Below are 26954 nucleotides of genomic sequence, written 5' to 3' on the forward strand. Positions count from 1 at the left end.
ATTAAATACTATTAATTTAAAATAACCTTTTTACACACATCCCCAGAACCACCTGACCATCCACCTCCTCAAAATCAATCAGATTTATACCTGGCCGCTTTCCTTCTTCTAAGCTACCATAGCGTTCTTCTACTCCTAAAAACTCTGCACCGTTAAGAGTTGCCCAGGTCAGCAGTTCTTCTGTAGGTACACCAAACTTCTCCTGCAATAGATTTATTTCCCACAATATATTGAGCCAGTTATTACTAGCAAGGCTATCGGTTCCAATTGTAATCTTTAAATCAGCCTCACGCAACATATTAACATCAGGCAATTTATTCTCTATATATAAATTCGCATTTGGACATAAACACCAATACAAATTGGGATGAATACTTTTTGCATAAGCTACATCATCTGCTGATGTATAGGTATTATGAACAAGTAAGACCTTCACTTTAGGTGATAAAAGTGGCAGATAACTTTGCAGCGATGTTTTACCCGTTGGTTTATAAAAAGAGATGTCCTGCCCTAAAAACTCAAATAAACCAGGGAATTCGCCTTCATTACGTTCAAAAAAAGCATTTTCATCTCTCGTTTCCTGATTATGGATACTGATAGGACCTCCATTCAATTCAGCATACTCACTAAGTTCATGAAGTAAATCGGCCGATACAGAGTATGGCGCATGAGGTACAATGGATACAGGCAAAGGATCAAATTCATCCTTAAATTCTTTGGCTCTTTTCATAGCATCCTTAGCTGAAGCGGGGTTAAATCCCATGACCTCTAAAAATGTTAAATAATGAACGGGAGAAGTCAATTTTAAAGCTCTTGAAACCAGCTGATTCGAAATATCACCAACTGCTACTATCCCATTCTCGTACATTTCAATATCAGCTTTCAACAACTCCAGATTCAACTCATATTCGTCTGATGTACGTAGCTTAATTACAGACTTTACAAACTCTGGCAAGCCAGTCCTTTTTGGGATCATCCCCTTAAGGTTTGACAATTCAAGATGGCAGTGTGTATTTATAAAACCTGGAACAAGTACCCCTTTATAATGTTGAATGTCTGCTATTTTTTGATCTTTCGCTTCCTGTTCAGTATAAACCTTTTTAATAACACCTTTTGCATCAACTGCAAGCACTCCGTTTTTTAAAACCGGACCAGACACAGTATATATATATGTTGCTGAAATATAAGTAACCATACGCAAATAAAGGAAAAAATAACCATTCTTTTCGGAGCCTGGCATCTTCTGCTGAAAAAGCAGAGGCGCCTGAGGTCTCCTCAAAGAAGGTGTTTTTTTTATCAGGCAGAAGGCAGAGCTGCCAATGATGACAAAACTTAAATAATCGATCAAAAAACTACTAAATTTGTGAGGAGGTTTTAACCAATTACAAATTAAATGAATCGTATTGACCGGCTTTTTGGCATACTCCTTCTACTACAAACAAAGAAATATGTATCTGCAGATAAAATAGCAGATCAGTTTCAGATTAGCACAAGAACGGTTTACCGCGACATAAAGGCCTTGCTTGAGCAGGGTGTTCCAATCAGTTTTGAACAGACAAAAGGTTATTATATTATTCAAGGTTATTTTTTGCCACCTGTTTCTTTTTCTTCTGATGAAGCAAATGCCTTATTGATTATGGAGCGTCTGGTCTCCCGCTTTGCGGATAGATCTATTTTCGCCAATTATACATCAGCACTAAATAAGGTTAAAGCTGTCCTCAAGCATTCTCAGAAAGAAAAACTGGAATTACTGAATGAAAGCATCAAATTTCAATTGGGCCACGATTTCCCTAATGATGACTTCGATCATTTGTCTGATTTGCAAAATGCCATTTCTTGTAAAAACATTATTGAACTGGATTACCTAGACATGAACAATAAAAGCAGCAAACGCGAAGTTGAAGCAATCGGACTCGTATTTTATGCTTATAACTGGCATCTTATTGCATGGTGTCACCTGCGCAACGAGTACCGTGATTTCAGGGTTTCCCGTATTGCAAAAATTCGGAATCTGGAGATTTCTTTCCGCAAACCTTCGCATATGGCTTTAAATGAATATATGAAGCTATTACCTGTGGATTATTAAAATAATTATAAACCAAAAAACAGACTGCCATAGGGCTGTCAGTAACCCTTTCGTTCTTTGTATTGTAAATTAAAATACAAACCCATGAACAGAATCAAAACATTCCTGAAAGAATTAGAAGCTGAATCAGTAATCACTCGCAAAATGTTGGGGAGAATCCCAACCGATAAATTCGACTGGCAGCCACATCCTAAAAGTATGACCATAAAAACATTGGGAATTCATATTGCCGAACTGCCCTCCTGGATCACAATGACGTTAACAACAAAGGAACTAGACTTTTCAATAAGCCCGTATCAACCGGAAGATTTAAAAACAACCAAAGAGCTACTTGCTCACTTCGAAAAATCATTAGCAGACGGGCGTAGTCATCTTACTGAAAATTATGAAGAGGTCTTGGATCAAATCTGGACGCTAAGAGACGGAGCACAAATTTTTACGGCGGAGCCAAAAGCCGATATTATCCGGATGACTTTAAATCAGATTGTGCATCACCGTGCCCAACTAGGTGTTTACCTAAGACTTTTAAATATCCCTGTTCCTGCTAGCTATGGACCAAGCGCGGATGAGCACTAAATATTTTTATATATCATTTATGTTACGCGTACATTATTACACACCATTTTACGTTATTTACGAGATTCAATTATTACTTAATATATAACGAGAAACTATGAAATGTCCTTCCTGTAATGAGACTTTACTGATGAGCGAAAAAAGCGGTGTTGAAATTGATTACTGTCCAAGTTGCCGTGGCATATGGTTAGACCGTGGGGAGCTGGATAAAATCATCGAGCAATCTGCAAATCATTACGCCAAAAAAGATAATTACGACAACGACTATAAGCGGTATGAATACAAAGAATACGATAATGACTACAATAAAAGATATCCGCATAAAAAAAAGAAATCGTTTTTGAATGATTTCTTTGATTTCTAAATCAGGGCAGAATTGAGCTTCATCAAGCCTGATTCTGCGCCCTGTCTGACATAAAAATCACCTTCTTTTCAGAGACCTCAGGCGCTTTTCTTTTTCAGAAAAGATGCCAGTCTATGAAAAGAATGGTTATTTTTAACTTCCTTTGTAAAAATTAATATTCATGTCTGATTCTACCACACGGTTAAATAAATACATAAGTGAAAGCGGTTTATGTTCTAGAAGAGCTGCTGACAGATATATAGAGCAAGGAAATGTGTTTATCAATGGCAAAAAAGCCAAAATAGGTGACAAGGTATTTTTCGGCGATATAGTTACAGTTAATGGTCAAACCATTGATCCAAAAGAAGTAGACAATTCTATTTTAATTGCATACAATAAACCAGTAGGCATCACAAGTACTACTGAAGCCGGTGTTAAAGGAAACATTGTAGACCATGTAAACCACAGCGAACGTGTATTTCCTATCGGACGTTTAGACAAAGACTCACAAGGACTCATCTTTCTAACCAACAATGGGGATTTGGTAAATAAAATCCTGCGTGCAGGCAATAACCACGAAAAAGAATATGTTGTTACAGTAAATAAACCCATTACAGAGTCTTTCCTTACTGGCATGGCCAAAGGTGTTCCAGTACTGGGGGTAATGACTAAAAAGTGCAAGATTAAACAGGAAAGCACATTTGTATTTAGGATTATACTGATACAGGGCTTAAACCGTCAGATCAGAAGAATGTGCGAATATTTCGGTTTTGAAGTTACGAAACTAGAGCGTGTACGTATCATGAATGTAAACCTAAAAGGAATTCCAATGGGCGAATGGCGTGAACTTAGCCCTGAAGAATTAACTGAAATGTATAATCTTATAGCTAAATCAAGTGCTCTGGAAGCTTCTTCTGCACCAAAACGCACTAATAAAAAATCTAAAGTTCAGGCTGAAGACGACTTAATGGAAAATGTAACTCCAGGTAGATCTACAGGCCCAAGAGGAGCGGCAAAAGTTGCTTCGGGCAAGAGACCAGTGAAAAAAGCACCTGCTTCAATTACAAGGGAAGACCGCCCTGCTGGAGGAAAAGGAAAATCATTTGGAAGCAAAACTCCTGCGGCAAATAAATCACGTGGCGCCACTACTGGCACCAACGACTGGTTTAAAGCTGGTGGCCCAAGTAAAAGACCTGTTAAACCTGGCAGAGGGAAGTCTGGCACTCCAGGAGCCAAAGTAAGGAGTCCAAAACGATAATCAATTAGCTTTACCTCGCGATTATAATCGGTATTACTTTTTTTGGTAACTTTGCATTTAATGTCTGCAATACATAAAATCGATATTCGCTCATTAGACCTTAGCCAGCTTCAACAGCACTTTACTGAAATGAAGGAACCTGCCTATAGGGCAAAACAGGTTTACCAGTGGTTATGGGAAAAGTCTGCACGCTCTTTTGCAGAAATGAGCAACCTTTCTAAGGACCTTAGAAATAAACTCGATGAGAATTACGCGATCAATGTTGTAGAAGTAAACAGTTCTCAATTCAGTAACGACCATACCATCAAAAATGCTTTCAGGTTATATGATGGGAATATAGTAGAAGGTGTACTGATTCCTATGGATGACCGTATGACAGCCTGTGTGAGTTCGCAAGTTGGCTGCAGCTTAACCTGTAAGTTCTGTGCAACGGGTTATATGGACCGAAAAAGGAATCTAAATGCCGATGAGATCTATGATCAGGTAGTCTTAATTGACCAACAGGCAAAGAAAAACTACAATGCCCCACTTACCAACATCGTATACATGGGCATGGGAGAGCCACTCCTTAATTATGCCAATGTAATGAAATCAATTGAGCGGATTACTGCTCCTGATGGATTAAACATGTCTTACAAACGCATTACAGTATCAACCGCAGGTATTTCAAAAATGATTAAAAAGCTGGCAGATGATGGCGCTAAATTTAACCTTGCCCTATCACTACATGCAGCGAACGACAAAAAACGCAATGAGATTATGCCCATTAATGAGCATAATACTTTAAAGGTCCTTGCCGAGTCGTTGAAATATTATTTTTCAAAAACTAAAAACCCGGTGACTTACGAGTATATTGTATTTAACAATTTCAATGATGAGATTGAAGATGCAATGGAACTTGCAAGGTTTTGCAAACATATCCCATGTAAAGTAAATCTTATCGAATACAACCCTATTCAATTTGCAGATTTCATCAATGCTGAAGGAGATAAGATCGATGCTTTCTCTAATTACCTCAAAAGTCAGGGAATCAACACAAATATCAGACGTAGTCGCGGTAAAGATATTGATGCTGCCTGTGGACAATTAGCCGTTAAAGAACAAAACTAACTTCTTTTTTTACCAACGTAATACTAAAACACTATAGATTGACAGCATTATGCTGTTAAAACGTTTTTTAGAAGACCTGATTGGCTTGTTACTTCCCGACCTTTGTTGTGGATGTGGTACACATTTATATCTTAACGAGTCACAACTGTGTACCATATGCTTGTACCGTCTACCCTATACTGACCATCACCTACATGCAGAAAATAGAGCGGCACGACAACTATGGGGGCGTTTGCCATGCAATGCAGTCATGTCACTGCTTTATTTTAACAAAGGCAGCCGCGTACAAAATATTATCCATCACTTAAAATATAAAGGAAGAAAAGACCTTGGCATCAAGCTAGGAAAGATGATTGCAGAAAAACTACAGATAAATACTTCATTTCTGAACATAGATCTTATTATCCCCGTCCCACTTCACCGTAGCAGATTACATACAAGAAGTTATAATCAAAGCATGTGCATAGCAGAAGGCATTGCCTCTATACTTAAAGTTCCGATTGATTCAAATAGCCTCTTACGCACAAAACGATCAGCTACACAAACTAAAAAGAGAAGATATAATCGCTTTGAAAATATGCAGGAGATGTTTTCAATTGTAAATGATGCCGATATTAAAGGAAAACATATTTTATTAGTAGATGATGTGATGACTACAGGCGCAACTTTAGAAGCATGTGGGCATACTTTATTATCAGCGGGCATTGGAAAGTTAAGTATAGCAACCATCGCCTTTACAAAATAAACAATAATATGACAAAAATATTTACCCGCATATTTGGTAATTCAAAAATAATTCGCACCTTTGTTGTGAGAGCGTTAATTTAAGGGTCGATAAACTCATCTCTGAGTTATCGGCCCTTTATCTTTTAATAAGATTTTGTGCTGCTAGCCCGTCACAAATAGCTTTCTTCCCAAACAGCATTCCTTTTCAATAGCAATCATTATATAAAAATGAGTATATAAAAAAAGCACCCTTTCTATAAGAAAAAGGTGCTTAAAATATATAACTTCTTACAGCTTATTTATATAAAGGGAAACGACTTACCAGAGCAATCACTTTTTCTTTTACAGCAGCCAAATTAGCTTCGTCTTCTGCATTAGTCAAAACCTGATCAATCAAATCAACAATTTCTTCCATTTCGGTCTCTTTGAAACCTCTTGACGTAATTGCCGCAGTACCTACTCTGAATCCAGAAGTCACAAATGGTGATTTATCATCAAAAGGAACCATATTTTTATTAACAGTGATATCTGCTTTCTCCAATGCACTTTCTGCAAGTTTACCAGTGATATTCTTGTTACGAAGATCAATCAGCATCAAGTGATTATCAGTACCACCAGAAATAATACCATAACCTCTTGCAACAAAAGCCTTCGCCATTGCCTGAGCATTCACCTGAACTTGTTTGATATAAGTTAAATATTCATCACTCAAAGCCTCACCAAAAGCAATTGCTTTAGCTGCAATGATATGCTCCAATGGACCACCTTGTGTACCAGGGAAAACAGCCATATCTAAAACAGATGACATCATTCTGGTTTCGCCTTTAGGAGTTTTTAATCCGAATGGATTTTCAAAGTCTTTACCCATCATGATCATACCACCACGAGGGCCACGTAATGTCTTATGAGTAGTAGTCGTTACAATATGGCAATGAGGAAGTGGGTTCTGTAATAAACCACGAGCAATTAAACCTGCAGGGTGAGAAATATCAGCCATTACCAATGCACCAATCTTATCAGCAACACTACGTACAAATGCATAATCCCATTCTCTTGAATAAGCTGAAGCTCCAACAATGATTAATTTTGGTTTTTCCGCTAAAGCTACTTCTTCTAATTTAGCATAGTCTATTCTTCCATCTTCCTTTGTCACTCCATAAAACAATGGATGATATAATTTCCCTGAAAAATTAACTGGAGAACCATGAGTTAAGTGTCCACCGTGTGAAAGGTCAAAACCAAGAATCTTATCTCCTGGCTGAATCACAGCAAGCATTACTGCCGCATTAGCTTGTGCGCCTGAATGTGGTTGCACGTTTACCCATTCTGCTCCAAAAAGCTTTTTAGCACGTTCAATAGCGATGTTTTCAATCTCATCAACTACCTGGCATCCACCATAGTACCTTTTACCTGGCAACCCTTCAGCATATTTATTAGTTAAACATGAGCCTGCCGCTTCCATCACCTGTTTGCTGACAAAGTTTTCCGATGCAATCAGTTCAAGACCATGCTCCTGACGGTCCAATTCTTTGTCAATCAAATCAAAAATTAAAGTATCTCTAGTCATTTATCAAAGTATATTTTTGTAAAATTAGCGATTTTCCTTCTTAGTTTAATAACAAAATGGCTTACTTTGTACTTTCTATTCTATAAAGCCTGCATGGAAGATATTAACGGTCCGTTTTTACCCAACATAAATTATCCTGCTGATTTAAAGCAGTATAAAGAACAAGACTTAGAGCAAATAGCCCAGGAGCTTCGCCAGTATATCATTGATGTGGTGAGTGTTAATGGGGGCCACTTCTCTTCTAGCCTTGGTGTTGTGGAGTTAACGGTTGCTTTACATTACGTATTAAACACACCTTACGACAAGCTCGTATGGGATGTGGGTCATCAAGCCTACGGTCATAAAATATTGACTGGAAGGAAATCTGTATTTCACACAAACCGTATTATTAACGGGATCAGTGGATTCCCTAAAATAAGTGAAAGTGAATACGACACCTTTGGGGTTGGTCATTCTTCCACCTCTATTTCTGCTGCATTAGGTATGGCGGTAGCCTCCCATTATAAAGGAGAGACCGACCGCCAGCACGTTGCAGTAATTGGCGATGGTGCCATGACAGCAGGTCTTGCTTTTGAAGGATTAAATCACGCTGGAATCGAGAACTCAAATCTGCTGGTTATCCTGAATGACAACTGCATGTCTATTGACCCTAATGTAGGTGCACTTAAGGAATATTTAACAAACATCACTACTTCCAAATCCTATAACAGATTCAGAGAAGACATATCGCAAATGTTAATTAAGCTTTCTGAGCTTGGCCCAAATGCGCATAAGTTTGTTAAGAAAATTGAAAAAAGTATTAAAGGCACTTTACTTAAGCAAAGCAATTTGTTTGAAGCGCTTAATTTCAGATATTTTGGTCCTGTAGATGGCCACGACGTACAGCGTCTGGTTCACGTTATCAGAGACTTGAAAGACATTCCCGGTCCTAAACTTTTACACTGTGTCACTTTAAAAGGTAAAGGCTTTGCACTGGCCGAAAAAGACCAGACCAAATGGCATGCGCCAGGTCTGTTCGATAAAATTACCGGAGAAATCAAAAGATCGGTATCCGATAAACCACAACCACCAAAATACCAGGATGTTTTTGGACATACCCTGGTTGAACTTGCTGAGGCCAATTCAAAAATAGTAGGAATTACCCCCGCCATGCCTTCTGGTTCATCAATGAACATCATGATGAAAGCTATGCCAGCACGTGCGTTCGACGTAGGTATTGCAGAACAACATGCCGTTACTTTCTCGGCCGGACTAGCGACTCAAGGACTTGTTCCTTTTTGTAACATCTATTCCAGTTTCATGCAAAGGGCCTACGATCAGGTTATACATGATGTAGCCATACAGAATCTAAATGTAGTATTTTGTTTAGACCGGGCTGGAGTTGCTGGTTCAGATGGCGCTACACACCATGGTGCGTACGATCTTGCCTACATGCGGTGTATTCCAAATATGACTGTTGCGGCACCTATGAATGAGGAAGAACTACGTAACCTGATGTATACTGCCCAACTGGAGAATGCTGGTCCATTCTCTATACGTTACCCAAGAGGTAATGGAGTTATGGCCGACTGGAAGCGCCCTTTCAAAGAAATTAAAAAAGGTAAAGGCAGAAAAATATCTGATGGGGAAGATGTAGCCATACTCACCATTGGTCATGTCGGAAATTTTGCTGTGGAAGCGTGCAAAGAACTTAATAGTGAAGGCATACATCCTGCACATTTCGATATGCGTTTCGTTAAGCCAATTGATGAAGCTATGCTTCATGACGTGTTCAAACGCTATAAATATGTAGTTACCGTCGAAGATGGTTGTATACAGGGTGGAATGGGAAGTGCTGTGCTTGAATTTATGGCAGACCACAACTATAATAGTCAGATCATCAGATTAGGAATTCCTGATGAATTTATTGAACACGGTGAACAGGCAGAGCTTTGGGCACTTTGTGGGTATGACACTAATTCTATCATATCAACTATTAAAAAAATCACTGTAGGTAGAAAAACCTCTACCATTGCTTCGTAAAAAATTTCATCTTACAGCATATCAACGTGTTAGAAATTAAAAATCGTGTAATGACATTAATCTGACATTGTTAATTGAATTAAAGGTAATTTTGCCCCCTTCAAAACAATTAATTAACACTTTTTTAACAATTAACACAATTATGAAAAAATTATTACTATCATTAAGCATTGCTTGTTTAGGTTTAGCAGCACAAGCTCAGGATTTTAAACCAGCAAAAGGTGATGTAACTACAGAATTCGGTTTAGCAGGTGGTTTAAACAATGCTGAATTCGATTTAAATGAAGGTCTATTACGTTTCCGTTACTTCGTAAAAAGCGATTTAGCTATCCGTGCAGGTTTTAACGTTAGCACTTTCAGCAATACTGATAACATTTACGGTGCTGTTGGTTCTCCTAATGAAAACAAAGTAGGATATAATAAAAATAGTCAAACTGACTTAACGATCAACTTAGGTATTGAAAAACACTTTACTGGCACTGACCGTTTATCTCCTTATGTAGGTGCAGATTTCCTTATCGGAAGCTCTTCTGTTAAAGAATCTCGTGAAAACGTATTAGGTGGTAATTATGTTGATGGTGAGAACTTCGAAAGAAAAGGTCCAGGTGCTTTTGGTTTCGGATTACGTGGTGTAATCGGTGCTGATTACTATATCGCTAAACGTTTATACTTAGGAGCTGAAGCAGGTTTTGGTTTCATGTCTTCTAAAGATGGTGAAATAACTACAACTACTACAACTGGTGGTACTACAACTACAGTTACTAACAAATCAGCTGGTAAAAACTTTGGTATTGACTCAAGCATTATCACTGCTGTACGTGTTGGTTTTGTATTCTAAGAATTGATTAAATGGATTCCTGAATTCAGGATGAAATAAAATGAAGAAGCCTGTTTCATTAAATTGAAACAGGCTTCTTTAGTATAAGACATTCTGGTAAGCCGGCTGTATCTCTGACTTTAATTAAATAATTGTAATTCCTATTTTGGTAAAATCAGCCAGGTCTTCATGGCCTGGCTCTGCATCAGTAATAATCGTATCAATAGCATCAATACTGCAAATATGATAGTGTTCTGCTGTACCAATCTTTTCTAGTGTAGATAATGCAATTACCTGTCTGGCATTCTCTACCATCTTTCTTTTTACCTGTGCATCCTCATAATCCTTCCCCGTAACACCAAGGTTGATATCAATACTACAAATCCCTAAAAAACAAATATCTGGCCGTATCGTGCTTAAAGTTTGAATCACCTCATGGCCGGATGTAGAAAAAGTAGTTTTATTTAGGCGTCCACCTATAAAAAGCACCTCTGCATTCGGATGATCTTCCAACACAGTAGCAATTGGAAAACTGTTCGTTATTACCGTAATTCTACGCTCTCTTGGGATCTGACTAGCCACAGCAAGAGCAGAAGTCCCCGCGTCAAAAAGAATGACCTGCCCATCTTTAATAAAGCTCAAAGCCTTTTCAGCAATGATCTTCTTATGACTCACATCATAATGTTCGCGATCACGAAAATGAAGAGGAACAGGAGAATTTAAAATAGCGCCACCCCGAACAGCTTTAAGCAAGCCCTGATCTGATAATTCCTTTATATCTCTTCTTACCGTATCCTCAGATACATTCAACAAAACACTTAAATCCCCTAACAATACTTTCTGATCTTTGTTTATATGGGCAATAATCTGTTGTTGTCTTTCTGCTTTAATCATAGCTTAATTGCAATATAATGCAAATATAACAAAAACATATTGCAATATTATGCGAATAAATTGTATATTTGTTGCAAATAAATACAATAAGCACTGCGTCAACTGCAATAATTCGCAAATTAAAGCCGCAGTAAATGAAAAACAATTATAATATGATAAAGAAAAAAACAATAGGAATAGATATGGACGGCGTATTGGCCGATATAGAAAGTCACTGGTTAAATCTGTATGAAAAAGACTATGGTGTCAGATTAGGACCTGAAATATTTTTAAATGTAAAAGAGTCCGATGCCTTTCCAGACAAAACCGCAGTACATAAATATGTATTTACACCGGGCTTTTTCAGAACATTACCAGTAATGAAAGGTGCAATAGAAGCGGTAAAGAAATTAGCTGAAGATTACGAGATTTATATCGTTTCCGCAGCAATGGAATTCCCATTGTCACTATTTGAAAAAAGAGAATGGCTTGCAGAACATTTCCCATTTATCGACTGGAAAAATATCATCTTCTGTGGCGATAAAAGCGTTATTGCGACAGACTACCTTATAGATGATCATTGCAAAAATCTCGATTACTGTAAAGGAACGCCGATTATGTTTACAGCCGGTCACAATGCCAGCTTTAATCATCATATTCGCGCTAACAATTGGTCAGAAGTACTTTCTCTGATGGAAAAAGAACAGGAGAAGATTACAGAGAGGCACGCAAAGTTAAATGAAAAGGCACTTCCTGATGCGCTTTTGAGTTTTCCAGAATAAGATTTGCGGCCATCTCTCCCATCTTTTTAAAGTCAGTAGAAATTGTAGTAATCCCATTCAATATGATCTTCTTTAAAGGAGTTTCATTATAAGAGATTACACCTACGTCTTTACCTAACTTCAGATTCAGGTTAATCAGCCTTTCAACCAGTATAACGAGATCATCTTCCATCAGATTAATGTATACCTCGCCCGCAGCAATTTCCTCAGTGAGGATATGATTTACTACTTTAGGAGTAAAAGCATATTGCAAACAAAAGCGGTTAAAACCCTTTAAAATCTCCACTGGATAATAGCTGCGCTTCGGCATGATCATCTTAATCGTATGGTATTTACTTAAAGACTCCCTGGCCTGTTCAAGGGCATTGTAAATATCACTCTCGAAGTTTTCATAAACAGCAGCGTATTCACCTGTTACACCAGGCACCAGTTTATCCAATATCACAAGCTTTTCTTTCGGAATTTTATTGATTACCTCATGCACCAGGTCATGCCCCTCCATAAAATGAGGAATAATCACATAATGAGAATAATCTTCACCTGCATTCGAAATTAACTTTTTAAAGAGGTTAAAATCATTGTTATAAATGTAAAAATCCACCGCTACATGATCGCCCAGAGACTTTATGAAGGCATCATAAATGATCTTTTTATGGGCACTAAGCTTATTAAAAAGTAAAAATATTTTAAGTGTACGTCTAAAATCTGTGCTGATGATATAATAACCTTTACCGGGAACAGATCCTACAACTCCTATTTTCTTAAGGTACTTGTATCCTTTTTCAGCTGTATCTCTCGATATCTCCAACTCATAACTCAACTCATTAATAGAAGGCAGCAGTTCATCTTTAAGAATCTTGCCCGATTCTATTGCACTAAGAATGGAATTGGTTAATTGTAAATATTTAGGCGTCGATGAATATTCATCAACATGGATATAGTCAAAAAAATTCACCGGCTTCATTAGGTTAATATAGTACTATTACTTTAAAACAGCACCAGCAGCATAATATTTTAGTTCAATAATATCATTTGGAAGTGGTTTCGTATTCCATGATTTATGGATGGCCAATGCCGCGCCAACAGCAGTAGCTTGTGCCATATAAGCAGCAAAAACCTCCAGATCAGGAAATGCCGCAGCCAGCAAATTCATAAATATCACATTTTTACTGAAACCTCCATCTACAAATATCCGCTTCACCTGTGTACCTTTAAGTACTCTGTTTGTCGATATATATTGCTGGTTTACGAGGTCAAATATCAATTGATGATAGGCCATAATATCCGTTGGATAATCATTCAGATCACGATCCGCAAACAACTTATTTTTATCCATCTGCTGTATCTGCTCGATCAACTGAGCATCAAAGGGCACAGTACGATAAGCAATGATATCTGTACCAAAGTGCGCAGCAATACGTTTCACTTGTTGCTCATGCTCATATCCCGAAAAAAGACGGGATGCTTTTACAGGTTTCCCTTCGTATTGTAAGTACGACAAGCAGTCATTTTCCAACTCTTCGGTAGTAAGCGGAATATCATTAAAAGGATTCAAACTAATACACCAGGTACCTGTAGAAAGTAGGATAAAGGGTTCGTGAAAATTAACCAGATAAGGAACCAACGCAGCCGAACTGTCATGAAAACCCGGTCCAACGGCATAATTATTACCTGGGAAGGCCGCAGGAATCACCTTATCACAAGCGACAATAGGCGCCAGTTTTTCTATAACTTCTTCCTTCTTAACCCATTCATGGTATTCATTTTTAGTAAAATCCCATAAATTGGTATGACAACCTATACTGGTAATATCCGAATAAGCCTCTCCTGAAATCAAATAGCTTAAATACTGAGGCAAATGCAAGGCATACTTCATCTGCGCATATAATTCCGGCTTTTCATACTTAATGCGATACAACTGCATCCCCGAATTCAGACTTCCCAAAACAGGAGATGCAGTGCGGTTTGAAAATTCTTCCGTTCCTCCGTAGGTATTGTAAAACTGATCTTTAAGTGACTCCGGATAGGCCTTCAGATAATTGTACAAGGGAGCTAAAGGCTTCCCATCCTCATCAATGTAGACAAAACTTGCCCCATAGGTAGCAAAGTTTATCGCCTTGATTTCAAAATCCTGATTCTTAAAAACTTCTCTAAGAGAATCAAAAATAGATAACCTTAAGCTTTCCAGGTTTTCACAGGGATCACCATCCTCGTCCACAGTTTCCAAAAATCTCGCCGATCTTTCAAAAACAATCTTATACTGCTCGTCAAAAAGGAACAGTTTCTTATTTGTTTTCCCCACATCAAACACAGCGATTAAAGGAATCGGTTTCTTCATTAATCCCATTAATTATAATCCAGTTGCTACAGTTTTTAAACCACGGCTTTTTATCAATTCTTGTCTAACATTCAGTTGTCTGAATAAATCTAGTGGCGACAAAGCCGAACCGGCACGTAAACGTGCTTCAGCAACCAGCGGACGCAGGTCAGTGCGGAATGCATTTTGCAGGATTTCCTGAGCAAGTGCAACATCGCTTTCGGCCTGTGCCTTTTGCAAAGCAGCGCGGTCTACCGATAAAGCCTGGGCATAAGCCAACATGATCCCTTCTACTGACTGCAATAAATCTTCCAATGGATCCTTCACATTGTGTGAAGCATCAATCATCCAGGCCAGATCCTGACGGTGATTCATTCCTCGTGCATCCATTCCTTCCACCAATTCATTAAAAATAAGGAACAATTGATAAGGCTTGATACTTCCCGCCGTCAAATCATCATCACCATACTTCGAATCGTTGAAGTGGAAACCACCTAACTTACCTTCCATCAGCAATAAAGCAACAATCTGTTCAATATTCGCATTTGGCAGGTGATGCCCCAGGTCTACAAGTGTATAAGCTTTAGGCCCTAATTTATTAGCGAATAATAAAGACTGCCCCCAATCTCCTACTGTTGTTGAATAGAAGTTTGGTTCAAATGCTTTGTACTCCACAAACACTTTCCAATCTTCAGGTAAAGCAGCATAAATTTCTTGCAAGCTCTCTAAAGTATTCTGAAAAGCCTTTCTAAAGTTCAGCTGACCAGGGAAACAAGAACCGTCCGCCAGCCAGATTGTAAGTGCTTTAGAGCCCAACTCTACACCCTGACGGATCACTTCAATGTTATGCTCAATAGCCTGTTTTCTTACCGCTCTATCTACATTTTGCAAGGAGCCAAATTTATAGCTATGCGCTGAATTAGCCTGATCCTGAAAAGTATTCGAGTTCATAGCATCAAACGATAAACCATGCTGCGCGACCAAAGCTTTAATGCCCGGCACATTGTCGGCTGTATCCCATGGAATATGTAATGAAATTGTACCGCTTGCTGCATTCAGTTTATGCAACAAGCCAATATCTTCAATCTTTTCTTCAATGTTTCGGGGCTCACCGCCAGACGAGAAACGTCCGAAACGCGTACCACCAGTACCTAAAGCCCAGCTAGGAATCCCAATCTGGAAATCAACCAGCTTCTGAATTATTTCCTGCGCATTTGCAACCTCATCAGCAACAACCGCCAGCTTACGCTGATGCTTAGGCAACAGGTCGCTGTTATGTGATTCTATATGATAGTTCTCTAATTTCATCTCTTTAATTCTCTAATTTATTAACGAACAAAGGCATTTGCAACACCACCATCTACATTCAATACATTGCCGGTCGATTTATTTAGCAATCCGCCAACAAAAGCAAAACAAGCATTGGCAATATCATCCGGTAATATAATTTGATTCAACAAGGTACGCTTTGCGTAATAAGCTGGCAACTCGGCAACTGTAATTCCATAAGCTTTGGCGCGACCTTCAGCCCATCCACCAGCCCAGATATTACTATCACTGATTACCGCATCAGGGTTCACCACATTCACACGGATACCATCAGCACCCAATTCAGCAGCATTTAATCTGCTCAGGTGCAACTGCGCAGCTTTTGCACTGCCATAACCAGCATTATTCGGACCGCTTACCAATGCATTTTTACTTACAATGTTTAAAATGTCTCCACCAATATCCTGTTTTTGCATCACTGAAGCAGCAGCCTGTGTAATAAAGAACTGCCCTTTCACCAACACATCATACAGCAGGTCCCAATCCTTTTCAGTATGATCAGCAATTGTTTTCGAGATCGACAAACCAGCATTGTTCACTACAATATCAATACCACCAAAAGCAAGAGCAGCAGTATCAAATGCCGCAGCAATATCTTCCCCGCTTGTTACGTTCAGCACAGCAGTAGTATAGCTATCTTTACCATATTTACCTGCAAACTCAGCCGCGGCTTCCTCCAGACGTTCCGCATTCATATCATTCAGCACTACTACAGCTCCTTCTTCAACAAACTTACGGGCAATAGCCTTTCCAATACCTCCGGCACTACCGGTAATCAGTGCAATTTTTCCCGAAAGCGGTTTAGGCTTTGGCATTCTTTGCAACTTTGCTTCTTCCAACAACCAGTATTCAATATTAAACGCTTCCTGTCTCGGTAAAGAAGTGTATTCAGAAATCGCTTCTGCGCCTTTCATGACATTGATGGCATTGGTATAAAACTCAGCAGCTACCCTTGCAGTCTGTTTATCTTTTGCAAAAGAGAACATTCCAATCCCAGGATAAAGAATAATTACCGGATTAGCATCACGTATTGCAGGACTATTGCTGTGTTTGCATGAATCATAATACTCAGCATACATTTTCCTGTAAGCTTCAAATTCAGGCGCTAATCTTTCTTTTAATGATTTAACATCAGTAAGATCTTCATTAACCTCCAGTTTCAATACCAGCGGACTAATCTTTGTGCGTAAAAAATGATCAGGACAACTTGTTCCCAAAGGTGCAAGACGAGCTAAATCATTCGAATTGATGAACTCCAACACCCTTGCATCATCAGTAAAATGACCAACCATATTTCTCTCGCTCGAACAGAAACCCCTCAACACAGGAGCAATTGTTGCAGCTTGTTTATTACGTTGCTCCTTTACGGCACTATCTATTTTTTGTCCGCCAAAAACAGGACCCTTTTTACCATAATTCTCTTCCAGATATTCCGCGCATCTTTCAATCACCTCCAGAGTATTCATATAGCTTTCGTAAGCCGTATCGCCCCAGGTAAATAAACCATGAGAACCTAACATGATGCCTCTGATCCCGGGATTTTCATCCAGGCATTTACGCAACATCAATCCCAGTTCAAAACCTGGTTTCTGCCATGGCACCCAACCAATTGTTCCGTTAAACAGTTCTTTCGTAATGCGTTCACCATCTTTAGCAGCGGCGATAGCAATTGCCGCATCCGGATGCAAGTGATCAATATGAGCGAACGGTAAGAATCCATGTAAAGGCGTATCAATAGATGGTGCTTTAGATTGCAGGTCATAGATGCAATGGTTAAACAATTCCACCATTTCATCCTCATGCTCCAATCCTTTATAAATATTTTTAAGGTCACGCAAACGATCCACATACAAAGCTGCCAGACCACTGCTTTTCAAAGTTCCTAAATCACCACCTGAGCCTTTAACCCACATAATTTCGGTATCCTGTCCAGTTAATGGATCCTTAGCAATGGCCTTGCAAGAAGTATTTCCACCACCATAATTGGTTAAGCGCAAATCAGCACCTAATAAGTTTGAACGGTAGATCAACAGTGCAACTTCATCTCCAGCCATTTCAGCAGCCTTTGCATCATCCCACAAATAGCTTACATGTTTAAAATCGGTTGTTCGAGTACTCATAAAAATTATTATTAATTGTTTTTTATCTTTTTTACAGGTTATTTTCTATTTAATTGAGTTCCCATATCCTACAATGAATATGGAAAGAATCAGGATCACAATCCCGGCTATTATAGTCCCAAATGTTTTCTTTTTCACACCAGACCATTCTTTGAAAAATAATCCCCAACCATTAGCTACAAGGATGATGCAGGCCATATGTAAAATCCAGCCACTGGCGCCATTACCCATTTTACTTTCCCCCATTCCATAAAAGAAAAACTGTAAAAACCAGGTCGTGCCAGCCAATGCTGAGAAAATATAATTTTTCATTAGTGGAGCCTTTTTATCGGTATAATCACCAAATGTCTTGTTCCTTGCATTCAACAGCATACACCAGAACAAGTTGGTTGTTAAACCTCCCCATAAGATCACCACATAAGTCACATTATTCTGGAAAAGAAATTCTCCTTGTCCCGGGTTAAGTACTTTCCAGGCATCATTAGCATGATGAGCCATATCTTTACCAGCGTCGATACCAAAGGCAAAACAAGCACTTAAAACACCTGATACAATGGATACGATCAGGCCAATACCCAATTTGTATTCTTTATTTGAAGGATCTGCTTTTCCGGATTCAACAAGATCTTTCTCCTTCAAGCTTCCTGCACGCCCACAAACTACAATACCTATTACACAAACCAGCAGACCTAGTAATACCATCTGGCCCCATTGTGTGCCAGCCATATCGCTCAGACTATCCTTGCCTGCTGATGGGTAAAAATCATAATATAATGAGGGGATTAAAGAACCAAATACTGAACAAAGACCAAGGATAATGGTACTTCCTAAGGAAATGCCGAGATAGCGGACGCCCAAACCGTAAGTTAAGCCTCCAATACCCCATAATAAACCAAAGAAATAAGTTAAAAAAAGTATTTTACCATCTGTATGGATGATGATATCCATGAAACCGGGAATAGTTAACCAGGCAGCTAAAGGCGGGACAATCAACCAGGAAAATAATCCTCCGACAATCCAATAGGTTTCCCAGGACCATTTCTGTACCTTTTTAAAAGGGATGTAAAAACTACCGGAAGCGAACCCACCGATGAAATGAAAAATGACGCCTAAAAGAATCTGCATGTCTAAGGTTTTAAATTTGGTTTGCCTAAAATAACGCAATCAAAACATAACTCTGTCATGCACTGTCATGGTTAAAACTATAAGTATACTTACAATTTTTATAAAAAATCATAAAAATTATAAGTATACTTACAATTTATAGCTAACTTCAAAAAAATTACAAGTATACTTACAATGAGAAACCACATCATACCCTCTTCTTTAAAAGAACGCCCGAACTATATTGAGCAAATCAGACCGTATATAAAGAAAAATCTGATAAAGGTAATTAGTGGACAACGACGTGTTGGAAAAAGCTATTTGTTATTTCAATTAATGAAGTTAATTCAATCGTCAGAAGAAACAGCTAACATCATCTATATTAATATGGAAGATCTTCAGTTCGATTTTATCAAAAATGCGACTGACCTCAATGAATATATACTTTCTCAACTAAAGTCAGACGAGCACAACTATATTTTCATTGATGAAATACAAGATATCATTGATTTCGAGAAAGCACTTAGATCTTTGCTATTAGATGAGAAAAACGACCTGTATATTACAGGAAGTAATGCAAAGATGCTTTCTGGAGAACTAGCAACATTTCTGAGTGGAAGATATATTGAGTTTAATGTATATAGTCTTTCTTACCCTGAATTCCTTTCCTTTCATCAGCTAAAGGACAATGATCAAAGCCTGGCTCATTATTTTAAATACGGAGGCCTTCCATACCTGATCAACCTGCCGCTCAATGATCAAGCTTTTGAATATCTTAAAAGTGTGTATTCTACCATAATATTCCGAGATGTAGTAAGCAGATATAGTTTAAGGAACAGCCTCTTTTTAGAGAAGCTAGTCTTATTCCTTGCAGATAGCATCGGCAGTCTTTTTTCGGCAAAAAGAATCAGTGATTTCCTTAAATCACAACAGACTAATCTGGCCCCACATCAGATACAGCTATATAACAGCTACCTAACCAGTGCATTTATCATTCATGAAGCAGGTAGATATGATATTATCGGAAAAAAAATATTTGAAAGTGGCAGCAAATTTTACTTCGAAAACACAGGACTTAGAAATGCAATTATAGGATACAAACCTAATGATTTAGGGAAAATACTCGAAAATGTAGTTTACAACCATTTGTTATTTTTGGGGTATCAGGTTAAGGTGGGAACCATGAATACACAAGAAATCGACTTCGTATGTGAGCGCAATGGAGAAATAGTGTATGTCCAGGTAGCATTAAGACTAGAAAATCAGAATACAATAGACCGTGAATTCGGCAACCTGTTAGCTATTCCTGACAACTATCCCAAATTAGTCGTTACCAATGATCAATTCGATGGAAATACACAACAAGGTATTAGGCATCTGTACATCCGCGACTTTTTAATGCTTGAAGCAATAGTATAAGGTCTTGGCAAAGACCTATACTATTGCACTACTACTGCCGCTTTAATTTCAACGCAAACAAAGTAAAAGTTGCCAGTATCATAATCACAGCACATACCTGGTAAACAATAGCCAGTCCTATATCAGCATCTTTCAAAGCACCGCCAACATAAACCATAATGCCACCAACAATTGTACTTAAAAAGTTCAGAAAGCCATAGGCTGTGGCGGCGTAACGACCATCAACAATTTGTCGCATAATCGGCATCAGGTTCGCATCATTAAAGCCCCTTGCCAATCCAAAAACCATCATGGCCAGAATGGCAATACCAAAAACACTGGTGGCCGACATCAGAAACAACACGGGTGCACCTATTGAAAAACCAATGATCACCACATAAACCCGCCCCTTAACGTTCGACCTGGCCCATCGATCAGCCCAGATTCCACCAAGCACCACCCCTATAAAAGAACCAATCTGAATATAACCAGTGGCCGACATTCCCGCTTCTCCTAAGTTCAGGTTAAAATGCTCCTTAAGAAAAGTAGGCAACCAACCGTTCACCAGCCAGTTAACCATTCCCAGTACACAGAAATAAATCAGCAATATGATATAAGCGGCTTTACTAAAAAGCATTTTAAAAGTCTGCGATAAACTCAAACCCGGCTCAACGCCCTGCACTTCATTCACTGCATCCTCTTCTGGCGTATTTTTATAGTCTTTCAACACATATAGCAGCAAAAAAGAATACAAAATACCAAAGGCCCCAAAGATCTGAAAACCATATCTCCAACCCCAAAGCTCAGCAATGTATCCTCCAATACCGCCTAAAGCCAGTCCGGCATAAAGTCCACTCATGTGTAAGCCAGTGGCCAGAGACCGGGTACGGCCTTTATGATAATCTGTAATCAATGCTAATGCAGCAGGAATATAACAGGCCTCACTGATCCCCATAAAAATCCGCGCCACAATCATTTCCTCAAAAGAACCTGTAAAACCAGTCCATAGGGTTACGGCCGACCAGATAAAGACACTAAATACGATTACTTTTTTACGGCTATATCGATCTGCCAGGTATCCCCCTAAGGGACTTAAAAAACCATAGGACCATAAGAAGACAGAGGTTAACAAACCAAACTGAGCATCGGTCAGTCCAAACTCATTCACAATAGGATCCCTCATAGAGGTAATCAGAATCCTATCTAAATAATTAAGAAAGGCAACTACCCAAAGTACAGCAACAATAACCCATGGGAAGGATAATAGGGATGATCTTTTATTCATAACTATTCAGCTTCAGCATTATTAACACTAACGATCAGCACATTTGGAGTTCTGGTAGCAGGTCTTACTTCGCCACCAGGTAAAACAACTTTATCATTCCACACCACTAAAGGTGTAGTAACGGGTGCAGGAGCTGCAACCTTTCCGGCAATGGTCCAATTGTCAGCAGCAACATTATATTCCAAAATATCTCTGGAAAACCCGGGATGCTTTTCTTTCAGATCAGCAGCCTTATCTGCAAGTTTCCCATCATCGCCTCCAAAAATCAACAGGTCAGCATCATTCAGATTATATGCAGGAGAAGGTGCGGCAACTACCGGTGCCGGCAGATCTTTAATCTTTTGCCAGCCTTTCCCTGGTACAAACTTAAAAGCATCATTCAGGTATTGTCTTTTCCCCTCATTAAGTGCTACCCCACTAAACAGATAAAAAGAACCTTCAGCGGTACTGGCGACAGGCAACATCCTTGGCGAGCCGGGCCATGTCGACAAAACCTGCCAGCCCTTTTCAGGGGCCGACAAATCCAATGACCAGAAATTATCAGAAGCAACAAGATCAGTTGCATTCTTTTGTCCACCAGCAACATATACTACGTCACCAATTAATACACCGCAAGAATTAGCTAATGTGGTTGGTAAATCGGGTAGCTTTTCAATCGAAACGCTCCTGTCTTTATAACGGAGCATAAAAACATCGGCATGGTGCCCCGAAACATTACTTCCCCCAATACAAACCAAAGCATCCTTCCAGCTGATAGAAACGCCATAGCCCAATGGGGTGGGCAGTTTACCTGCCCTTAACCATTGTCCATCTTCTTTTTCAAGCACAAAAATATCATTATGCCAAACCTTAACCGAGCCAGACCATGGAGCACCACCATCCGGAAAATTTGCTCCTCCCGCAACAATTAATGCTCCATTACTTAGCCCTGAGAACGATCCGGCAAAACCAACTGGATCAGGAATTACGGGAAGTTGATTCCAATCGTATTTTGCAGATATTTCTTCTTTGCAGCCTGCCGTAATCGTACTAAGCAGGATGATTAACGATATTTTTGTCAATGCGTTCTTATCCATTATAAGTTATATAAGGCAGTAATCTCAGCCTGCGTTAATGCTTTCTTATAAATAATCAAGTCATCCAACTGTCCATTAAAGAAGTTAGAGAAACTGCTTGTACCTTCCTGAGCGCCGATTTTAAAATTCCCTGCATTCGATACATCCTTATTTCCAAGTGTAGCATTAGCGGTTACCTCTTTGGCTTTAACACCATCTACATACACCCTGGTCACTAAGCCTTGTCTTACACATACTACATGATGCCATACATCATCGTACATTTTACCTTTTTCAGCTTCACTCATTCCAAGGAATGAGCCACCTCCTGAATCTTCAGTTGCAAAACCCAATAATTGAGTCGTCGTATTCGCTCCCAGACGAAGCCAGGTCTGGTTGTCACCACTTCCTTTACCTCCACTTTCTGCCCAGATCATCATCCGGTTTGTACGATTTGTTTTAACCCAGGTAGATACAGAGTAATCCCCTTTTCCAAAATTATAAGCAGGATGGTCAGTCACCACTACATAGCTTGAGCCATTAAATCCAGCGACATTATTAGCTACAGCATTTCTGTCTGCAACATTGAAAGCAATAGTTCCAGTAATTGTTGATACAGTTGCACTAGGTCCAACATCTTGCACACTACCATTGAAAGGGAAAAATGCAGTCAAACCATTTGAAGGAACCACAAGAACATAACTTTCCTTTTCTATTGTCGATGATTTTACCGGATTAGAAGCTACTAATTTCACTTTATATCTTCCTGCAGCAGGATAAGTCACTTTAGGGTTCTGTTCCGTTGAACTTACTGTTGCGGCACCTTCAAATGTCCAGGCCCAGTTCGTTGCATTACCAATAGACTTATCATTAAACTGGATTTGCCCACCTCCATAAGTAGCGGTATTTAACGCTTCAAATTCTGCAATCACAGAGAATTTATCTATGATTGTCAGATAATCTGTCTTGATAATCTCTTTGCTAGATTTAGGATTTGCAGCTACCAGTTTAACCGTGTAAATTCCTGGTTCCGTAAACTTGATTTCAGGATTCTGTATTGTAGAAGTCAATACTGTTAATCCATCTTTGGATTTAAATTCCCAGTTCCATGATTCTGGCAGGCCTGTCGATTTATCCGTGAACTTAATTGTTTCTTCTTCCAATGCCGAAACTACGTTGGCCTCAAAATCAGGGCTAACATCATTATATCCAACGGTGATGAATTTTTCCTTTTTACCAACAGCTTCCTGATTGCCGTTCTTCAGGACCAGTGTTACCGCATAAGTACCAGGCTTATCATATCTAACCGTCGGACCAGATAAATTAGAAGTTGCAGGGAAACCACCTTCAAACTCCCAGTTCCAGTTAGCTGGCTGCCCCTCAGAAAGATCTGTAAAAACAACCTCTCCTCCAGCCAGAACTTCCTGTGCAGAAGCACTGAATTCAGCTTTCAGGCTTGGAAGCTCATCTTTTTTGCATGACATCCAGCAAACAGCTGTCAGCAACAGGCAAATCATTAAAAGTCTATTCGTTATCATATCAGTTTATATTTGGTCATGTTTTTGATTTCCGGAGCAGGTTATTTAGCTTCCTGCAACAGACTTACTTCTTTTAGTATGCTAAAAAAACCGTTCACCACTAATGAATCATGCAAAGCCTTTTCCTGATCTGCATCCAGGGCCACCAGGGGTAACCTACATATGCCTAACTCCAGGCCTTCCGATTTCATAATTGCTCTTTGTGCGGGAATTGGAGGGAATTTAACCAGACAACGCACCATATTCACCGCATGCATCTGCATATCCCTCGCAGCTTCATGTTCATTGTTCTCATAAAGCGCCATCACTTTCAGATATAATGGAGCGGCATAAGTATAGGTGCTACCTATCGCACCTTTAGCTCCAACAGAAAGTGCACTTAACAACATCTCATCATAACCAAACAAAATATCAAACTTGCCATCCTTATAATTCAGACAAGCCTGGTATTCATGCAAAGTCGATGCAGTATATTTAATACCCGCAAGATTTGGGATTTTTGATTCAGCGATTTCCAGAAATTCTACCATATCCATTGCCACACCTGTTAAAGTAGGAATGTGGTAATAGTAAAATGGCAAGTTCGGAGCAGCAGAAGCGATTTCGGCCATACTGTCTACCAGATTTTTCACTCCTGATGGTTTAAAATAAAATGCAGCAACAGAAGAGATCGCATCAGCGCCAATCTCCTGCGCATGAGCAGCAAGTTTACGCGACTCTGCAATAGAGGTATGTCCTACATGGATCAATACTTTAATTCTTTTATCTGCAGCTTTCACATAAGCATCCGCAATGACCATTCTTTCTTCAATAGTCATATTTGGCCCTTCGCCATTCGTACCACAGATAAACACGCCCGACAAGCCGTCTGCAATCATTTTCTCTACCAGTTCAGGTATAATAGCTGTATTTATTGTCCCATCTGCATGATAAGCAGCAAAAACTGCCGCAACCAATCCCTTAATTTTATCCATTTTGTTTAATCTTAATTCTTTTATTTTAATAATTCTGATAGCTTGATAGTCTGAAACACCAGGTCCGCCTGGCTACTTTCATACACAATCCCTATCGTGTTTTCATCTATACTTGTTAAGCAGGAATATCCTCTGCTTTTCATTTCATCCAATAGGATTTTCCTGTCCTTCGACCAGGTCATCCCATCATCTTCACTAATCTTTATCGTCATTCTATGGCGCAACACTTTCGAATCAGGATTAGAAAACAGCAATACTGATTTCTTCTTACCATTCTGCGAAAAATCATGTCTGATAATGCTTGCCATACAGGTTGGTTCAATCAGGCCTCCATGGTTAGTGGGATGAATCTTCCAACTCTTGCCCAGATCTTTAGTTACCGAAACCGCACGTCCGTTAGTATTGCTGGTATCTTTGGTGTTGGCATTCGAACGCATGTTCAGCATCACCCTACCGTCCGATAGTTCAACAGCCATGTTTTCTGTGGTCGATTCTTCTGTAGCAGGATTAGAACACTCCCAGGTCTTTCCCCCATCCTTACTGTAAGTCAGGTTCGAGAAAGCTTTACCAGTAGCATCTCTACCCTGGGTAGGAAAGACCAGGGTTCCATCCTTTAGCGTAATGCCTTGTCCCGGAGCAGGTGCCCAAAGCCACCATTCCTCCTTTTTACACATTTTAGTCAGGTTTATCGGTTCAGACCAGGTCTTACCATTGTCTTCACTTTTCACAATCAGAAACTGCGAAGTTTGTTTCACATCAAATCCAGGTTGAGATCCCTTGGTTTTCCACTGATGGTTCCAATCTTTACTACCCTCATTCAATCCTTCCAGCCATTTGCCATCGGCATTTATCACACCGTACATCCAAAGGCCGGCAATAAATATGGTTCCGGTCTTTTTGTCCACCAGTATCCCGGCATCAGAAACACCATTAAATTTCTCAGGTAAGCCACCCCATGTACCCATATCCATAGCTATCTCCATTGGCAACCAGGTTTTACCTTTGTCCAGACTACGAGAAACACCAATATCTATGTTTCCCTGCAAATCTCTACCCGTATCTCTGCGTGCATCATAAACAGCTATTAAACTACCATCCTTTGCCGTTGCCAAACCGGGAATTCTATGAGTATTTACTCCATCTTGTCGGTGAGATCTAAGTGCAATTCCAATCCTGTTAGCCGCCATCTTTTTCAAGGGTATATTTACCTGTCCTTTATCAAACTGAACAGCATTCACATTTAAAGCTATTCTATCAGATAAATCAGCATTCTCAGAAAGTTCCACAGCGACCCATAGATATTTAGTACCAGTTCCGAGCGACTGATTAATTTCAACTACATGATTACTTCCTGATGGATTGTACAATTCAGCAAGCAAAACAGCATTATTCAAGTTTCCAAAATGACCAAAAGTAGAATCTTTAACCGCATGGTATACATAGATACGCTTGATATCGGCAATCCGACTTGTCCCAATAGAGCTTAGAGTAATATTTTTCAGAAATACCTGTTCATCAGCACTTGCCGGAATAACCTTAAGCCGCAGCATTGGATTAACAGGTTTACCTTTCAATACAGGTACCTGCAACCTATCTTGTAAAATCTGATGTTTTTGGGCATAAACACCCAGATACAACATCATGAACAGCGCAGTTAAAAGTCCTTTCATCATT

At 39.3% G+C, this 26954-nt stretch carries 23 protein-coding genes; 10 read left to right on the forward strand and 13 right to left on the reverse strand.

The window, feature by feature from the left end:
* Nucleotides 1-16: 16 nt before the first annotated feature.
* Nucleotides 17-1279: an amidohydrolase family protein gene (locus ABDJ41_RS13755; RefSeq protein WP_349786626.1), complete on the reverse strand. Its 1263-nt coding sequence runs from the start codon at nucleotides 1277-1279 to the stop codon at nucleotides 17-19.
* 114 nt (nucleotides 1280-1393) lie between these two features.
* Between ABDJ41_RS13755 and ABDJ41_RS13760 the strand changes: the two genes are divergently transcribed.
* The 6 genes from ABDJ41_RS13760 (at nucleotide 1394) to ABDJ41_RS13785 (ending at nucleotide 6118) form a co-directional block, all read left to right on the forward strand.
* Nucleotides 1394-2086, forward strand: coding sequence for a helix-turn-helix transcriptional regulator (locus tag ABDJ41_RS13760; RefSeq protein WP_349786627.1), 693 nt, complete (start codon nucleotides 1394-1396; stop codon nucleotides 2084-2086).
* Nucleotides 2087-2170: 84 nt separating this feature from the next.
* A complete protein-coding gene (locus ABDJ41_RS13765; protein ID WP_349786628.1) occupies nucleotides 2171-2662 on the forward strand; it encodes a DinB family protein in 492 nt (163 codons plus the stop codon).
* Between the two features lie 97 nt (nucleotides 2663-2759).
* The gene (locus tag ABDJ41_RS13770) at nucleotides 2760-3026 is read left to right on the forward strand and encodes a TFIIB-type zinc ribbon-containing protein (RefSeq protein ID WP_349786629.1); all 267 of its coding nucleotides are present in this window, start codon (nucleotides 2760-2762) and stop codon (nucleotides 3024-3026) included.
* A gap of 160 nt (nucleotides 3027-3186) precedes the next feature.
* Nucleotides 3187-4263 (forward strand): 23S rRNA pseudouridine(2604) synthase RluF, encoded by a 1077-nt coding sequence (rluF, locus tag ABDJ41_RS13775; protein WP_349786630.1) that lies wholly within the window; start codon nucleotides 3187-3189, stop codon nucleotides 4261-4263.
* A 60-nt stretch (nucleotides 4264-4323) separates the two neighbouring features.
* The gene (gene rlmN / locus ABDJ41_RS13780; protein ID WP_349786631.1) at nucleotides 4324-5373 is read left to right on the forward strand and encodes a dual-specificity RNA methyltransferase RlmN; all 1050 of its coding nucleotides are present in this window, start codon (nucleotides 4324-4326) and stop codon (nucleotides 5371-5373) included.
* Nucleotides 5374-5422: 49 nt separating this feature from the next.
* Nucleotides 5423-6118, forward strand: coding sequence for a ComF family protein (locus tag ABDJ41_RS13785; RefSeq protein WP_349786632.1), 696 nt, complete (start codon nucleotides 5423-5425; stop codon nucleotides 6116-6118).
* A gap of 276 nt (nucleotides 6119-6394) precedes the next feature.
* Here the strand turns inward: ABDJ41_RS13785 and glyA are convergent, their stop codons facing one another.
* Nucleotides 6395-7666 (reverse strand): serine hydroxymethyltransferase, encoded by a 1272-nt coding sequence (glyA, locus tag ABDJ41_RS13790; protein WP_349786633.1) that lies wholly within the window; start codon nucleotides 7664-7666, stop codon nucleotides 6395-6397.
* 93 nt (nucleotides 7667-7759) lie between these two features.
* Here glyA and dxs point away from each other — a divergent pair, with 93 nt between their 5' ends.
* Both dxs and ABDJ41_RS13800 read left to right on the forward strand, forming a co-directional pair.
* Nucleotides 7760-9688: a 1-deoxy-D-xylulose-5-phosphate synthase gene (dxs, locus tag ABDJ41_RS13795; protein ID WP_349786634.1), complete on the forward strand. Its 1929-nt coding sequence runs from the start codon at nucleotides 7760-7762 to the stop codon at nucleotides 9686-9688.
* Nucleotides 9689-9830: 142 nt separating this feature from the next.
* Nucleotides 9831-10526, forward strand: coding sequence for a BT1926 family outer membrane beta-barrel protein (locus tag ABDJ41_RS13800; protein WP_349786635.1), 696 nt, complete (start codon nucleotides 9831-9833; stop codon nucleotides 10524-10526).
* 123 nt (nucleotides 10527-10649) lie between these two features.
* On the opposite strand, the gene ABDJ41_RS13805 is transcribed toward ABDJ41_RS13800, so the two are convergent.
* Nucleotides 10650-11399 (reverse strand): DeoR/GlpR family DNA-binding transcription regulator, encoded by a 750-nt coding sequence (locus tag ABDJ41_RS13805; RefSeq protein WP_349786636.1) that lies wholly within the window; start codon nucleotides 11397-11399, stop codon nucleotides 10650-10652.
* A 152-nt stretch (nucleotides 11400-11551) separates the two neighbouring features.
* Here ABDJ41_RS13805 and ABDJ41_RS13810 point away from each other — a divergent pair, with 152 nt between their 5' ends.
* Nucleotides 11552-12160 (forward strand): 5' nucleotidase, NT5C type, encoded by a 609-nt coding sequence (locus tag ABDJ41_RS13810; RefSeq protein WP_349786637.1) that lies wholly within the window; start codon nucleotides 11552-11554, stop codon nucleotides 12158-12160.
* Here the strand turns inward: ABDJ41_RS13810 and ABDJ41_RS13815 are convergent.
* From ABDJ41_RS13815 to rhaT, 5 genes are read right to left on the reverse strand one after another with little or no spacing between them, the layout of a single operon-like run.
* Nucleotides 12093-13124 carry a GntR family transcriptional regulator gene (locus ABDJ41_RS13815; protein ID WP_349786638.1) on the reverse strand — a complete coding sequence of 344 codons (1032 nt, stop codon included), beginning with the start codon at nucleotides 13122-13124 and terminating at the stop codon, nucleotides 12093-12095. The genes ABDJ41_RS13810 and ABDJ41_RS13815 overlap by 68 nt on opposite strands.
* Before the next feature lie 18 nt (nucleotides 13125-13142).
* Nucleotides 13143-14507: an FGGY-family carbohydrate kinase gene (locus ABDJ41_RS13820; protein ID WP_502930338.1), complete on the reverse strand. Its 1365-nt coding sequence runs from the start codon at nucleotides 14505-14507 to the stop codon at nucleotides 13143-13145.
* 3 nt (nucleotides 14508-14510) lie between these two features.
* Nucleotides 14511-15785: a sugar isomerase gene (locus ABDJ41_RS13825; RefSeq protein WP_349786640.1), complete on the reverse strand. Its 1275-nt coding sequence runs from the start codon at nucleotides 15783-15785 to the stop codon at nucleotides 14511-14513.
* 20 nt (nucleotides 15786-15805) lie between these two features.
* A complete protein-coding gene (locus ABDJ41_RS13830; protein ID WP_349786641.1) occupies nucleotides 15806-17926 on the reverse strand; it encodes a bifunctional aldolase/short-chain dehydrogenase in 2121 nt (706 codons plus the stop codon).
* 45 nt (nucleotides 17927-17971) lie between these two features.
* The gene (gene rhaT / locus ABDJ41_RS13835; RefSeq protein ID WP_349786642.1) at nucleotides 17972-19051 is read right to left on the reverse strand and encodes an L-rhamnose/proton symporter RhaT; all 1080 of its coding nucleotides are present in this window, start codon (nucleotides 19049-19051) and stop codon (nucleotides 17972-17974) included.
* Between the two features lie 174 nt (nucleotides 19052-19225).
* On the opposite strand from rhaT, the gene ABDJ41_RS13840 reads away from it, so the two are divergent.
* Nucleotides 19226-20449 carry an ATP-binding protein gene (locus ABDJ41_RS13840; protein WP_349786643.1) on the forward strand — a complete coding sequence of 408 codons (1224 nt, stop codon included), beginning with the start codon at nucleotides 19226-19228 and terminating at the stop codon, nucleotides 20447-20449.
* A 31-nt stretch (nucleotides 20450-20480) separates the two neighbouring features.
* Here ABDJ41_RS13840 and ABDJ41_RS13845 read toward each other — a convergent pair whose 3' ends face one another.
* Genes ABDJ41_RS13845 through ABDJ41_RS13865 form a run of 5 tightly spaced genes read right to left on the reverse strand, consistent with a single transcriptional unit; the run spans nucleotide 20481 to nucleotide 26953 of the window.
* Nucleotides 20481-21713 carry an MFS transporter gene (locus ABDJ41_RS13845; RefSeq protein WP_349786644.1) on the reverse strand — a complete coding sequence of 411 codons (1233 nt, stop codon included), beginning with the start codon at nucleotides 21711-21713 and terminating at the stop codon, nucleotides 20481-20483.
* Between the two features lie 2 nt (nucleotides 21714-21715).
* A complete protein-coding gene (locus ABDJ41_RS13850; RefSeq protein ID WP_349786645.1) occupies nucleotides 21716-22789 on the reverse strand; it encodes a galactose oxidase in 1074 nt (357 codons plus the stop codon).
* A complete protein-coding gene (locus tag ABDJ41_RS13855; RefSeq protein WP_349786646.1) occupies nucleotides 22789-24306 on the reverse strand; it encodes a PKD domain-containing protein in 1518 nt (505 codons plus the stop codon). Before ABDJ41_RS13855 ends, ABDJ41_RS13850 begins: the two co-directional genes overlap by 1 nt.
* Nucleotides 24307-24347: 41 nt before the next feature.
* On the reverse strand, nucleotides 24348-25280 hold the full coding sequence (locus tag ABDJ41_RS13860) for a dihydrodipicolinate synthase family protein (protein WP_349786647.1): 933 nt from the start codon (nucleotides 25278-25280) through the stop codon (nucleotides 24348-24350).
* Nucleotides 25281-25300: 20 nt separating this feature from the next.
* Entirely contained in the window at nucleotides 25301-26953 is a 1653-nt protein-coding gene (locus tag ABDJ41_RS13865; RefSeq protein ID WP_349786648.1) for an exo-alpha-sialidase, read from the reverse strand.
* Nucleotide 26954: the final 1 nt, after the last annotated feature.

This window comes from Pedobacter sp. ASV1-7 (assembly GCF_040203335.1).
Lineage (GTDB): Bacteria > Bacteroidota > Bacteroidia > Sphingobacteriales > Sphingobacteriaceae > Pedobacter.

Coding starts and splice junctions, on each gene's coding strand:
- ABDJ41_RS13855 (WP_349786646.1), bottom strand. CDS start 24,306: ATGATAACGAATAGACTTTTAATGATTTGCCTGTTGCTGACAGCTGTT.
- ABDJ41_RS13860 (WP_349786647.1), bottom strand. CDS start 25,280: ATGGATAAAATTAAGGGATTGGTTGCGGCAGTTTTTGCTGCTTATCAT.
- rluF (WP_349786630.1), top strand. CDS start 3,187: ATGTCTGATTCTACCACACGGTTAAATAAATACATAAGTGAAAGCGGT.
- ABDJ41_RS13840 (WP_349786643.1), top strand. CDS start 19,226: ATGAGAAACCACATCATACCCTCTTCTTTAAAAGAACGCCCGAACTAT.
- ABDJ41_RS13850 (WP_349786645.1), bottom strand. CDS start 22,789: ATGGATAAGAACGCATTGACAAAAATATCGTTAATCATCCTGCTTAGT.
- ABDJ41_RS13805 (WP_349786636.1), bottom strand. CDS start 11,399: ATGATTAAAGCAGAAAGACAACAACAGATTATTGCCCATATAAACAAA.
- ABDJ41_RS13765 (WP_349786628.1), top strand. CDS start 2,171: ATGAACAGAATCAAAACATTCCTGAAAGAATTAGAAGCTGAATCAGTA.
- ABDJ41_RS13825 (WP_349786640.1), bottom strand. CDS start 15,785: ATGAAATTAGAGAACTATCATATAGAATCACATAACAGCGACCTGTTG.
- ABDJ41_RS13760 (WP_349786627.1), top strand. CDS start 1,394: ATGAATCGTATTGACCGGCTTTTTGGCATACTCCTTCTACTACAAACA.
- ABDJ41_RS13815 (WP_349786638.1), bottom strand. CDS start 13,124: ATGAAGCCGGTGAATTTTTTTGACTATATCCATGTTGATGAATATTCA.
- ABDJ41_RS13770 (WP_349786629.1), top strand. CDS start 2,760: ATGAAATGTCCTTCCTGTAATGAGACTTTACTGATGAGCGAAAAAAGC.
- ABDJ41_RS13865 (WP_349786648.1), bottom strand. CDS start 26,953: ATGATGAAAGGACTTTTAACTGCGCTGTTCATGATGTTGTATCTGGGT.
- ABDJ41_RS13800 (WP_349786635.1), top strand. CDS start 9,831: ATGAAAAAATTATTACTATCATTAAGCATTGCTTGTTTAGGTTTAGCA.
- ABDJ41_RS13830 (WP_349786641.1), bottom strand. CDS start 17,926: ATGAGTACTCGAACAACCGATTTTAAACATGTAAGCTATTTGTGGGAT.
- ABDJ41_RS13785 (WP_349786632.1), top strand. CDS start 5,423: ATGCTGTTAAAACGTTTTTTAGAAGACCTGATTGGCTTGTTACTTCCC.
- glyA (WP_349786633.1), bottom strand. CDS start 7,666: ATGACTAGAGATACTTTAATTTTTGATTTGATTGACAAAGAATTGGAC.
- ABDJ41_RS13810 (WP_349786637.1), top strand. CDS start 11,552: ATGATAAAGAAAAAAACAATAGGAATAGATATGGACGGCGTATTGGCC.
- ABDJ41_RS13820 (WP_502930338.1), bottom strand. CDS start 14,507: ATGGGATTAATGAAGAAACCGATTCCTTTAATCGCTGTGTTTGATGTG.
- ABDJ41_RS13845 (WP_349786644.1), bottom strand. CDS start 21,713: ATGAATAAAAGATCATCCCTATTATCCTTCCCATGGGTTATTGTTGCT.
- dxs (WP_349786634.1), top strand. CDS start 7,760: ATGGAAGATATTAACGGTCCGTTTTTACCCAACATAAATTATCCTGCT.
- rlmN (WP_349786631.1), top strand. CDS start 4,324: ATGTCTGCAATACATAAAATCGATATTCGCTCATTAGACCTTAGCCAG.
- rhaT (WP_349786642.1), bottom strand. CDS start 19,051: ATGCAGATTCTTTTAGGCGTCATTTTTCATTTCATCGGTGGGTTCGCT.